Raw genomic sequence first — 12,068 nt, forward strand, 5'->3', positions numbered from 1 at the left:
CTACGGGGTCAGCAGCAGCTTGCCGATGTGCCCGGACGTGCGCATCCGCTCGTGGGCCCGCTCGACCTCGGCCAGCGGGATCACCTCGTCGACCACCGGGCGCACCGTCCCGTCGGCGACGAGCGGCCAGACCCGCGACCGCACCTGCTCCACGATCTCCCGCCGCTCGTCGAGCGGCCGGGCGCGGAGCGTCGTGGCGTGCACGGACCCTCGTGCGCGCATCAGCACGCCCAGGTCCAGCGAGCCGAGGCCGCCGGACTGGTTGCCGATGAACACCACCCGCCCGCCCGTCGCGAGCGCCTCGAGGTCGCGGGCGAGGTAGTCGCCGCCGACCGGATCGAGGATCACGTCCACCCCGCGGCCGTCCGTCTCGTCGCGGATCCGGTCGACGAAGTCCTCGGCACGGTAGTCGATCAGGATGTCCGCACCGAGCGCGCTGCAGGCGTCCAGCTTGCGCGGGCTCCCGGCGGTGACGGCGACCCGAGCGCCGAGGGCGGCCGCGATCTGGATGCCGGTGGTGCCGACGCCGCTCCCGCCGCCGTGGATCAGGACCGTGTCGCCCGCACCGAGCCCGGCGACCATGACGAGGTTCGACCAGACGGTGGCCGTTGTCTCCGGCAGCGCCGCGGCCGAGACCAGGCCGACCCCCTCCGGTACCGGCAGGAGCAGCCCGACGTCGACGGCGACGTACTCCGCGTAGCCGCCTCCTGAGAGCAGCGCGCACACCTCGTCGCCCGGGCGCGGCCCCGTCGTGCCGGCTCCGAGCGCGACCACCGAGCCCGACACCTCCATGCCGAGGATCTCGGAGACGCCCGGCGGCGGCGGGTAGACGCCCGCGCGCTGGCCCAGGTCGGCGCGGTTCACCCCCGCCGCCGCGACCCGGAGCAGGACTTCGCCGGGGCCGGGCTCGGGCGTCGGCACCTCCTCGAGCACGAGTCGGGAGTCGGGGCCGGGGTTCTCGACGCGGATCGCCTGCATGTCGGCGATGCTACGCCGCCCGTCAGCCCCGCTCGGCGAGGAACCCCAGCACCGCGTCCTTGAATGCGCGTGCGGGCACGGTGCTGGTGTGGTCGCGGCCCGGGACGCTCACGAAGCGCGCCCCCGCCTCCTCGGCCAGCTGCTCGCCTCCGGGGGCGATCGGGTCGGCGCCGCCCGTCACCAGCAGCGTCGGCACGCTCGGGTGCCGGCCGAGCTCGGGATGCGCGCCGCCGCGCACGCCGTCCGCGACCGCGACCAGCGCGGCCAGGTCGTTGCCCTGCACGCCCTCGGCCATGCCGATGAAGGCGCGGGTGAAGCCGTGGTCGATCTCGCCGCCGTCGGCCAGCCGCGCCCGCGCCGCCTCCGCGTCGAAGTGCCGCAGCGGCTCGCCGACCGTGAGCCCTCCCAGACTCAGCGAGGCCACGAGATCGGGGCGCTCGAGGCCGAGCACCCAGCTCATGCGCGCGCCGAGCGAGTAGCCGAGCAGGTGCGGGGCGATCAGATCGTAGGAGTCGATCACCCGCGCGATGTCCGCGACCATCGCCGCGACGCTGTAGGCGTCCGGGTGGTGCGGCTTCTCGCTCGCGCCGTGCCCGCGCTGATCGAGGGCGACGACCCGGTAGCCGGCGCGGTTCAGGGTGCGCAGCCAGCCCGCCGTCTCCCAGTTGAGCACGGCGTTCGAGGCGAAACCGTGCACCGCGAGCACGGTCGGCGCGTCGTCGTCGCCGACGGAGTAGGTGGCCAGCCGCACCCCGTCATCGGCCACGACGTACACGGGCGGAGGGAAGGCGATCATCCCTCGACCCTGCCCGCCGCCGGTCGTCCACAGGCGCGACACGCCGTCGGAGGAGCGACCGCAGCGTCCGCGTCGAGGCAGGGCTCAGCGGGGAGGGCGGGAGGAGTGCACGAACGGGACCGCGATCCAGAGGCGCACCGGGCGGCCTCGGCCGGAGCGGACGCCGAGCAGCACGCAGAGCACCAGGTTGAGCACGGCGAGGAGGAGGATCGCCCCGATCGTCACGAGCGGCCAGTCGGCGCCGAGCGAGTCGCGCACCGACACCAGGGCGAGGTGCAGCGGGACGAGCATCAGCTGCAGAGCGAGGTAGGTGAGCTGCCAGTTCACCGCGACGAGCCCGTTGCGGTCGCTGAGGGTGCCGGTGCGGCGGCGCGCTCCCCACACCATCACCGTCGCGGTGAGCGAGATCAGCGGCGAGAGGACGACGAAGCCGGCCAGCGCCCAGAGCCCCGCGAGCCAGACGGCGCGCGCGCCCGCATGGTCGCGGGTGCGGCACCGCTGCTCGTCGTCGTCCATCGGCCACCGCCTCCTCGCGCGTCGGCCGAGCCGACCCCTCCAGTCTCGCACCGCCCCGGAGGGGATCGCCCCTCACCTTCCGGGGGTTCACCGGATGGGGCGCCCGCCGGGCCGTCCGTAGCGTGGAGTCATCGCGCATCCGCCGCATCCCGCCGAGCAGAGCGCCCTCCAGCCCAGAAGGAGCACCCCGTGCCCACCGACGACCGCACCCTCCGCCTCCCCACCGCCGACGAGCGCCCGACCGAGGACCTCAGCACGACCGTGGTCCTCCTCGAGCCTGAGCAGCTCCCCTCTGGTGAGCAGCGGTCCTTGGGCGAGGGAGCAGAGAAGCCGACCGATGCGCCGGTCGACGAGCCGGCGCAGGAGCGTCCCGAGGAGCAGCGCTCCCCGCGCAGCGCGTACGGCACTCCGCCCGTACCGCCGGCCACCGCGTCCGCGGCTCCGTCGACCCCGTTCTCGCTCACCAGCCTGATCCTCGGCGTGACCTCGGTCTTCTTCGGCCTCACCGTCATCGCTCCCGTCGCGGGCCTCGTCTTCGGCATCCTCGGCCTCCGCCGCGAGCCGACCGGACGCACCCTCTCGATCTGGGGCATCGTCCTCAACGCGGTCATGCTCGGGATCGTTCTGCTGTTCCTGGTCGGCCTGCTGTTCGTGACTCTGGTGATCCCGTTCCTGGCTGTCGTGTCGGGCTCCGACTACCTCTGACAGCCCCGCGCCTACCGGCCGCCCGCGCTCGCCGGCCGACTCCGAGGACCCGCGCCCCACCCGCTCAGCGGTCAGGGCGCGGGTCCTCGTGCGTGCGCGTGCTCAGCGGTCCCGTCGTGCCGTGCCTCCGCCGGCGCGCCTGCGGCCCGGCGTTAGGCTGGCTGCGCAGTTCGCGGACCCCCTGCCCACCGGGGCCGCACGACGACAGCAACGGAGCTGGACGTGACCCTCGCACCGAGCACCCTCCCCGATCGAGAAACGGAAGGCAGAGCCCTGGACGACACCGAGACCCCCGCCACGCGCACCGAGACCGACTCGCTCGGCGCGAAGGAGATCCCCGCCGAGGCCTACTGGGGCATCCACACGGCCCGTGCTCTCGACAACTTCCCGATCTCGAAGCGGCCGATCTCGATCTACCCGGACCTCGTCCGAGCGCTCGCCACCGTCAAGCTCGCCGCGGCCCGCGCGAACACCGAGCTCGGTAGCCTCTCACCGGCGAAGGCCGAGCTGATCGAGGCCGCGTGCCGTCGGATCCTCGACGGCGAGTTCCATGAGCAGTTCGTGGTCGGAGTGATCCAGGGCGGAGCAGGCACCTCCACCAACATGAACGCGAACGAGGTCGTCGCCAACGTCGCCCTCGAGATCGGCGGTCATGCCAAGGGGGACTATGCGCAGCTGCATCCGCTCGACGACGTCAACCGGAGCCAGTCGACGAACGATGTCTACCCGACCGCGATCAAGATCGCGATGACCTGGTCGCTGCGCCGCCTGCTGGACGAGCTCGCGCTCCTCCGTGAATCGTTCTCGCGCAAGGCCGTCGAGTTCGGCAGCGTGCTCAAAGTCGGCCGCACCCAGCTCCAGGACGCGGTGCCGATGACCCTGGGGCAGGAGTTCCACGGCTTCGCCACCACGCTGGGCGAGGACCACGCGCGGCTCTCCGAGACCATCTGGCTGCTCGCCGAGGTCAACATCGGCGCGACCGCGATCGGCACCGGCATCACCGCGGACCCGCGCTACGGCGCCGCCGCGGTCCGCCACCTCAACGAGATCACCGACCTCGACCTCGAGATGGCGCAGGACCTGGTCGAGGCCACCAGCGACACCGGAGTCTTCATGTCGTTCTCGAGCGCGCTGAAGCGTTCGGCGATCAAGCTCTCGAAGATCTGCAACGACCTGCGCCTGCTCTCCTCGGGACCGCAGGCCGGCTTCGGCGAGATCAACCTGCCTCCGCGCCAGGCCGGTTCGAGCATCATGCCGGGCAAGGTGAATCCGGTGATCCCCGAGGTGGTCAACCAGGTCGCCTACTCGGTCGCCGGCGCCGACGTGACCGTCACGATGGCGGCCGAGGCGGGGCAGCTCCAGCTCAACGCCTTCGAGCCGGTCATCGCGCACTCGCTGCTGCAGAGCATCACCTGGATGACCCAGGCCTGCACGACGCTCCGTGAGAACTGCATCGACGGCATCACGGCGAACGTCGACCGGCTCGAGGCGATGGTCGCCTCCTCGGTCGGAGTGGTGACCGCGCTGACTCCGAGCATCGGCTACACCGCCTCCGCTGCCCTCGCCAAGGCGGCGCTCGCCACCGGCCGCAACATCGCCGACCTGGTCGTCGAGGCGGGGCTGATGTCGCGGGAGGAGGTGCTGCGGCTGATCTCGCCCGCGCGCCTCTCCGGGATCGAGGCGATGACCGCGGCCCTGCCGATCATCCCTCCTGCCGAGGAGGGCTAGCCGCATCCGAGTCCCGAGCGCTGGGTGACGCGCGCCGGGTGACGCGCCGCGCGGGGGGACGGTCTCACGCAGACGGGCGGCCGGACGCGCGCCACAGGTGCAGCCCGGCGTAGCTGCGCCAGGGCGCCCACCGCCGGCCCGCCTCGGCGAGGGCGTGCGGATCGGACGGCAGGCCGAGCGCCGCCGCCGCGCTCCGCAGTGCGGGATCGCCGGTCAGGAGCACGTCGGGGTCGCCGGTGACCCGCATCGCGACGGAGCCTGCGGTCCAGGCTCCGATGCCGGGGACCGCGAGCAGGCGCTCCGAGAGCTCCTCACGGCTCGAGCCGGCGTCCAGGCGCAGGCTCCCCTCGGCGAGCAACGCGCAGACGCGGCGCACGGTCTCGCGCCGCCGGGCCGGGCCGCGGAGCACCTCCGCGCCGCGCTCGGCGATCGCACCGGGGGAGGGGAACGTGCGGGTGATCGAGGCCGTGGCGATCGACTCGGGCAGCTCGTCGCCGAGGTGAGCGACCAGGCGCGCCAGGGTCGTCCGGGCGGCAGCGACGGGGAGCTGCTGCCCGAGCAGCGTGCGCACCAGCGTCTCGGCGGGGTCCACGGAACCCGGCAGGCGGATGCCGGGCACGGCGGCGACCAGCGGGGCGAGCAGCGGATCCGCGCCGAGCGCCTCGTCGATCGCCTGTGCGTCGGCGTCGAGGTCGAGCAGGCGTCGGACCCGGGAGACGAGCGGGCCGACATCGGCGATCGACGCGAGGGTCGCCGTGCACCGTACCGCGCTCGCGTCGGCGTCGAGGCGGACGAGGGCCGCACCGCCGGGCAGGACCAGCGAGCGGGCGTACGACCCGGGCGCCGCCTCCTCGATCCCGGCGACGGCGCGCGCCCCGAGCCCGTCGAGGACTCCGGCGTCGAACGGGGCCCGCACCGGCAGCCGCAGCTCGAGCGTCGTCGCCCCAGCCTGTGTCCCGACACCGGTGCGACCGCCGCGCCCCGAGGAGCGCAGTGCGGTCGGCGTCCGCTCGTAGACCTCGGCGATCGTGGCGTTGAACTGGCGGATGCTCGCGAAGCCGGCTGCGAACGCGACCTCCGACACCGGCAGATCGGTGCCGGTCAGCAGCAGTCGAGCGGTCTGCGCGCGCTGCGCCCTGGCGAGGGCGAGCGGAGGCGCCCCCAGCTCCTCGCGGAGGATCCGGCCGAGGTGCCGTGCTCCGTAGCCGAGTCGGGAGGCGAGCCCCTCGACGCCCTCGCGGTCGACGACTCCGTCGCCGATCAGACGCATCGCCCGGGCCGCTGTGTCGTCACGCAGGTTCCACTCGGGCGATCCGGGCACCGCATCCGGGAGACAGCGCTTGCAGGCGCGCAGCCCCGCTTCGTGCGCGGCGGCGGCGGTCGGGTAGAAGCGGACGTTCCCGGGCTGGGGAGTGGTCGCGGGGCAGCTCGGGCGGCAGTAGATCCCGGTGGAGTGCACACCGGTCAGGAATCGCCCGTCGAAGCGGGCATCGCGCGAGGCGACAGCGCGGTAGCGCTCCTCGAAGAGCGGATCGGACTCGGGCACCCCCCGAGCCTCGCACAGCGGACGCCCGGACGATGGCGGGAATCGGACACGGGTCACCCGGGTCTGCCTGGCGCGACTCCCTCGGCCCGTGCTTTACTCTCGGCCCCATGAGCGCCTATCCGCCGCCCGCCCCGCCCGCCGTGCGCCGCTCCGTCGTGCCGACCGTGCTCGGCTCGATCGGAGTCGCGCTGCTCGGGATCCTGCTGCTGCTCGTCCTCGCCTACGTCGTCCGCGGACTGGGCGTGAGCGCCGCCGCGGTCTGCGCCGTGGTTGCGCTGGTGCCGCTGACCGTGGTGCTCCTCGGCGTGCGCTGGGTCGACCGCTGGGAGCCCGAGCCCCCGCTCGGACTCTGGTTCGCGTTCCTGTGGGGAGCAGCGGGCTCGGTCGCGATCTCGCTCCTGGTCGATCTGGGCGTGCAGATCGCGGTCTACGCCTCGGGCCAGCAGCCCAGCGGCTCGGACTTCGTGGGCGCCGTGATCCAGGCTCCCCTTGTCGAGGAGTCGGCGAAGGGACTCGGAGTCCTGCTGGTGCTGCTGATCTGGCGCCGCACCTTCGACGGCCCGGTCGACGGCATCGTCTACGCGGCGGTCGTCGCCTCCGGGTTCGCGTTCGTCGAGAACGTCCTCTACTTCGGCACTGCGCTGGTGGAGGGCGGCCTCGGTTCGCTCGCCGTCACCTTCTTCCTCCGCGGCGTGCTCTCCCCCTTCGCGCACGTGCTCTTCACCGCGTGCACGGGCGCGGCGCTGGGCTTCGCCTCGAACCGGCCGGCCGTCGCGCGCCTCCCTCTCGCGCTGCTCGGCCTCGCGCTCGCCGCCTTCCTGCACGCCCTGTGGAACGGCTCGTCGTTCCTGGTGTCGGACTGGTTCGGCTTCTACGGAGTCGTGCAGGTGCCGCTGTTCGCCGTTGCGGTGGTCGTGGTCGTGCTGCTGCGGCGCCAGGAGCGCCGGGTCACCCTCGAGCGGCTCGGCGACTACGCCGACGCCGGCTGGCTCTCGCCGGCCGAGGTCCGCATGATCGGCACGGCGGAGGGGCGCCGCACCGCCGCGCGCTGGGCCCGGGCCGCAGGCGGGGACCGCCCGCAGGCGATGCGCGCGTTCCTGGGTGCGGCGACCCGCCTGGCGCACCTCCGTCAGCACCAGCTGCTGGGGAGGGTCGGAGGCTCGGCCGCTGCCGACGAGCGCGTCCTGCTCGACGAGCTGGTCGCCCGCCGGGCCGCGCTCACACGCTGACGGGTCGCGCCACCCGGCGGTGGCGCAGGTCGACGAGCGCGACGACGCCCGCCGCGAGGCAGAGCAGGGCGACGGCCGGAGCGACGACGTCGATCGCGAGCTCGAGTCCGTGGCTTGTGGCCACGGCGCCCGCCGCCACCGCAGTGCTGGCCTGGCCGAGGTAGCTCAGGAGGTAGACGGCAGAGATCATCGAGCCGCGGTGCTCGGCCGGCGCCACCCGTCCGATCAGGGCGAGACCGCCCGAGAAGCTCAGCGAGTAGCCCACTCCGCTCACCGCCGCGAAGGCCAGGAACAGTGGCAGCGACCCGGCGGCGGCCGTCCACTCCATCAGGGCGAGACCGGCCACCGCGACGACCGCGCCGATCACGATCGACACGTGCGGGTGCAGGCGCTGGATCGCGAGGGCCGTCACTCCGATGACCACCGGCGAGAGCGCGAGCGCCGCGCCGATCACGAGCAGATCGGTCGTGCCGGTGAGCTCGCGCGCCATCTGGGCGCCGAGCGAGAGCACGAGCGCGCCGGTGGCGTAGGCGACCGAGACCGCCAGCGTGGCGCAGGCGAAGGCCCGGCCCAGGCCTGTCGGCACGTGCGGGAGGCGCGGACGCCACCGGCCGGCCGCCGTCGGCCGGTCGTCGCGGGTCAGCGCAAGCAGCACCAGTGAGCCGACGCCGACGCCGGCGAGCACCCAGTAGCTGAGCTGCAGCGGCAGCGGCGCGTACTGCGCGAGCGCGCCCGAGAGCAGGAGCGAGAGGGTCAGCCCGGCCGAGGTCGACACGGTCGTCAGCGCGGCGGGGAGCCGATCCCGGGCCGAGACGTTGTTGTCGACGAGCGACGCGCTCGCTGCGCTGAGCGCGAGCGCCGTTCCCAGCCCCTGCAGGCCCCGGCCCAGGTAGAGCAGGCCCACGCCGGCGGCGAACGAGAAGGCGACGGCCGAGACCGAGATCAGCGCCATCCCCAGGAGCATCGTGCGGCGGCGGCCGATGACGTCCGAGAGGTCGCCCACCACGAGCAGGGCGAGCAGCAGGGCCACGGGATACGCGCCGAACACCGAGGTGACGACCACCGGAGAGAGGTCCCACTCCTCGGCGTAGCTCGGGTAGAGCACCGAGGGCGACCCGCTCGACCACAGGCACAGCGCGAGGACGAGGGTCGCGATCCAGAAGCTGCCACGGCGACCGAACCGAGGGCGTCCCGCGGCGGCCGTTCTCATGCCGCCGCGCGAAGCACCCGGCGCTCGCCGGCGGTCACCGGTACGCCCAGGCGGTTCTGCGCGGGCGGGAGGGGGCAGTTGTAGTGCGGCGAGAATCCGCACGGCGGGATGTAGGCGCGGTTGAAGTCGAGGAGGACCGGGCCGGGAGTGCCGGCGTCGGCCGCTCCGCCGATCCGCTGTACGACCAGGAAGCGGCCGACCGGGTAGCTCTGCAGCTCCGGGTCGCCGCTGCGGTTCGTCGGGTCGCCGAAGGGCACCAGGAGTGTGCCGCCGTCGTCGAACGCGGCCACGGTGTACTCCCGGGCGCGGCCGTCGTCCACGAGCGAGAAGGTGATGTCCCCCGGCACCACCAGATCACGGGTGGCGCCGTTGTCCCTCAGGTGCTCGAACGGGATCGTGCGGTCCTCGCCGACCGGCTCGAACCACGCCTCGAGCACCCAGGCGGCGTCGAAGGCGAAGGTCTCGATGGCGTCGAACGAGCGGATGCCCTCGGAGGCCGCGTCCCAGATGCGGTACCCATACTCCGGCTCGCCCGTGTCGAGGTTCTCGCGCTGCATCCGCGTGAGGGTGGCGGAGGGGCCGTACCCGGCGAGGGCCTGCTCGTCGTCGACGCTCTCGCCGGCGTCGAGCCAGCGCGTCTCGACCAGGGCGAGGTCGCCGCGCGGGCCGGTGACCCGCTCGGCGCGGCGGGCGAGCCACGCCTCCCAGCCGGCGCGCGCCGACTCCGTGAGGTCGATCGAGGCGCGGGAGGGGGCAGTGATGCTGCTCGAGAGGGCCATGGGGCGTGCAACGCGCCCGGGGCCGACTCTCTTCCCGCACCGCCGGATGGCGGCCTTCCGATGCCGTCGGCTGCAACGAAAGAGCCCGGCACCCTGCGGCAGCGGCGCGGCCGGCTGCTCTGACGGGGTGTCGGGCTCTTTCGTGCTGTCGAGCATCCTCCTGAGTCCCCGGTGAGCGCAAGGGCTCAGTTCCGGCGAATGCAAGAGTCTCCCGGATCGCGCTGCCGCGCGGCTCACGCTCGAACCCTCGGTAGACTGGACCGCCTGTTTTTCTGCGGCCTTCGGAGCGCGATCCGCCTCCCGGCCGCGACGGCGACGCACGGGAAGGGCGCACGATGACGGACGGGAACACGATCCTCGAGTCCGAGCTCTCGAGGGAGCGCGAGTACGTGGCGGCGCTCTACGCCCGCCTCGACGAGCTGATCGCCCACGCCCGCCAGGCGCTGGACACGGTCCGCATCGAGAGCGTCGGCGGCAACCACCAGAGCCGGTCCGAGCGCGACGCGTACGCCCGGCTCTACGAGGACCGCATCCGCTCGCTGACCGGCGCCGACGACCGCCTTGCGTTCGGCCGCCTCACGCTCGCCGACGGCGACTCCGAGCACCGCTACATCGGGCGCATCGGACTCCGCGACGACGAGCAGGACACGCTGCTGCTCGACTGGCGCGCTCCGCAGTCCGCGGCCTTCTACCAGGCCACCGCCGCCCGGCCGATGGGGACGCGCGCCCGCCGCCACCTCACCACTCGCGGCCGCGAGGTCCTCCGCTTCGAGGACGAGGTCTTCGACGAGGAGCTGCTGCGCGAGGGCACGGTGCTCCAGGGCGAGGGCGCGCTGATGGCCGCGCTCGGGGCCCAGCGCACCGGTCGGATGCATGACATCGTCGCGACCATCCAGAGCGAGCAGGACCGCATCATCCGCTCCGAGCTGCGCGGCGTGCTCGTCGTACAGGGCGGCCCGGGCACGGGAAAGACCGCGGTCGCGCTGCACCGCGCGGCGTACCTCCTCTACTCCCACCGCGACCGGATCGCCTCCTCCGGCGTGCTCGTGGTCGGCCCCTCGCGCTCGTTCCTGCGCTACATCGAGGCGGTGCTGCCCTCGCTGGGCGAGACCGGGGTGGTGCTCGCGACGCTCGGGCAGCTCTACCCCGGGCTCGACCTCGTCGAGGAGGACGAGCCCGCCGTCGCCCGTGTGAAGGGCTCGGCGCGGATGGCGGAGCTGCTCAAGCGCGCCGTCCGCTCCCGCCAGGTCGTGCCCGCCGAGGCGCAGCTGCTCGATGTGAACGGTGAGAAGCTGCGCCTGGAACCTCAGGACGTGGAGCGCGCGATCGGCCGCGCCCGCGACTCCCGCAAGCCGCACAACGAGGCGCGCGTCACATTCGTGAAGACCCTCCTCTCCCAGCTCACCCGGCAGCTCGCCGACCAGCTCCGCAGCCACGGCAGCACGGTCGATGAGGCCGATGAGGCGGTGCTCCGCGAGGATGTCCGCACCGCGTACGACGTGCGCGTCGCGCTCAACACCGCCTGGCTGCCCCTCACCCCCGAGAAGCTGCTCCAGGATCTCTTCGCCCGCCCGAACTGGTTCGCGACCCTCACACCGCGCTGGACCGCGGCTCAGCGCGCCCTCCTGCGCCGCGACCGCGACGCTCCCTTCACCGTCTCGGACGTGCCGCTGCTCGACGAGGCGGCCGAACTCCTCGGCGCCTACGACGACCATGCCGACGCGTCGAAGAAGGCCGAGAAGGAGCAGCGCCGCCGCGACATCGAGAACGCCGAGGCGGCGATCCGCAACATGGGCGTCGACGGTCTCGTGAACGCCAAGGACCTCGCGGCGGGCTTCGCCGAGCGGACGATCGTCGGCACCACCGCCGAGCGTGCGGCGGCCGATCGCAGCTGGACCTACGGTCACATCGTCGTGGACGAGGCACAGGAGCTCTCGCCGATGCAGTGGCGGGTGCTGTTGCGCCGCTGCCCGATGCGCTCGTTCACCATCGTGGGAGACGTCGCGCAGGCGTCGGGCGCCTCCTCCGCCTCGAGCTGGGACGCCGCCCTGCGCGACACCTTCGGCCGTCAGGGCCGCGGTGTCGAGGCCGCGCCGTGGCGTCTGGAGGAGCTGACGGTCAACTACCGCACGCCTGTGCAGATCGTCGCGTTCGCCGAGCGCACGGCACGCGAGAACGGACTCGAGATCACGCCGGGGGAGGCGGTGCGCTCGACGGAGTGGCCGGTGCGGACGATCCGCGACCGCGGTGGTGCGCCGCTGACCGAGCGGGTGCTCACCGCCGTGACCGAGGACCGCGCGCTCGAGGCGGAGGGGACCCTCGCGGTGATCGCGCCGGATGACGAGCTGGCCGCGATCGCGGCGCGGCTCGAGGCGGAGTTCGGCCGTGACGTCGGGCGCGGAGCCGCCGGGCTCGACCGCGCGATCGCCGTACTCTCGACCACTGACGCCAAGGGGCTCGAGTTCGACTCCGTCGTCATCGCGCGCCCGCGCCTGATCGCGCGGACCGGCGACCGCGGCGCGGCCTCGCTCTACGTCGCGATGACCCGGCCGACTCAGCGCCTCACTCTGGTGGAGTGAGC

Annotated in this window: 10 protein-coding genes; 4 read left to right on the plus strand and 6 right to left on the minus strand. The window is 73.5% G+C overall.

All coding sequences use genetic code 11. From position 1 onward, the window contains the following. The 3 genes from GSU10_RS05420 to GSU10_RS05430 form a co-directional block, all read right to left on the minus strand. Positions 1-978, minus strand: coding sequence for an NAD(P)H-quinone oxidoreductase (locus tag GSU10_RS05420; protein WP_132505588.1), 978 nt, complete (start codon positions 976-978; stop codon positions 1-3). 22 nt (positions 979-1,000) lie between these two features. Next, on the minus strand, positions 1,001-1,774 hold the full coding sequence (locus tag GSU10_RS05425; RefSeq protein ID WP_132505591.1) for an alpha/beta fold hydrolase: 774 nt from the start codon (positions 1,772-1,774) through the stop codon (positions 1,001-1,003). 84 nt (positions 1,775-1,858) lie between these two features. Then, positions 1,859-2,290 (minus strand): magnetosome magnetite crystal formation protein family, encoded by a 432-nt coding sequence (locus GSU10_RS05430; RefSeq protein ID WP_132505594.1) that lies wholly within the window; start codon positions 2,288-2,290, stop codon positions 1,859-1,861. 189 nt (positions 2,291-2,479) lie between these two features. On the opposite strand from GSU10_RS05430, the gene GSU10_RS15490 reads away from it, so the two are divergent. Next, the gene (locus tag GSU10_RS15490) at positions 2,480-2,995 is read left to right on the plus strand and encodes a hypothetical protein (protein ID WP_236713723.1); all 516 of its coding nucleotides are present in this window, start codon (positions 2,480-2,482) and stop codon (positions 2,993-2,995) included. Positions 2,996-3,268: 273 nt separating this feature from the next. Beyond that, the gene (locus tag GSU10_RS05440; protein ID WP_068213664.1) at positions 3,269-4,723 is read left to right on the plus strand and encodes an aspartate ammonia-lyase; all 1,455 of its coding nucleotides are present in this window, start codon (positions 3,269-3,271) and stop codon (positions 4,721-4,723) included. Between the two features lie 64 nt (positions 4,724-4,787). On the opposite strand, the gene GSU10_RS05445 is transcribed toward GSU10_RS05440, so the two are convergent. Continuing rightward, positions 4,788-6,269, minus strand: a complete 1,482-nt coding sequence (locus tag GSU10_RS05445; RefSeq protein ID WP_199220891.1) for a DNA-3-methyladenine glycosylase 2 family protein — start codon at positions 6,267-6,269, stop codon at positions 4,788-4,790. 107 nt (positions 6,270-6,376) lie between these two features. On the opposite strand from GSU10_RS05445, the gene GSU10_RS05450 reads away from it, so the two are divergent. After that, positions 6,377-7,498 (plus strand): PrsW family intramembrane metalloprotease, encoded by a 1,122-nt coding sequence (locus tag GSU10_RS05450; RefSeq protein WP_241972931.1) that lies wholly within the window; start codon positions 6,377-6,379, stop codon positions 7,496-7,498. Here GSU10_RS05450 and GSU10_RS05455 read toward each other — a convergent pair. Then, the gene (locus GSU10_RS05455; protein WP_132505600.1) at positions 7,488-8,708 is read right to left on the minus strand and encodes an MFS transporter; all 1,221 of its coding nucleotides are present in this window, start codon (positions 8,706-8,708) and stop codon (positions 7,488-7,490) included. The two genes, GSU10_RS05450 and GSU10_RS05455, sit on opposite strands and share 11 nt — an antisense overlap. Further along, positions 8,705-9,487: a DUF1684 domain-containing protein gene (locus tag GSU10_RS05460; RefSeq protein ID WP_068212925.1), complete on the minus strand. Its 783-nt coding sequence runs from the start codon at positions 9,485-9,487 to the stop codon at positions 8,705-8,707. Before GSU10_RS05460 ends, GSU10_RS05455 begins: the two co-directional genes overlap by 4 nt. A 335-nt stretch (positions 9,488-9,822) precedes the next feature. Between GSU10_RS05460 and GSU10_RS05465 the strand changes: the two genes are divergently transcribed. After that, positions 9,823-12,066: a HelD family protein gene (locus tag GSU10_RS05465; RefSeq protein ID WP_132505603.1), complete on the plus strand. Its 2,244-nt coding sequence runs from the start codon at positions 9,823-9,825 to the stop codon at positions 12,064-12,066. Positions 12,067-12,068 lie beyond the last annotated feature (2 nt).

It is taken from the genome of Rathayibacter tanaceti (genome assembly GCF_009834165.1).
Lineage (GTDB): Bacteria > Actinomycetota > Actinomycetes > Actinomycetales > Microbacteriaceae > Rathayibacter > Rathayibacter tanaceti.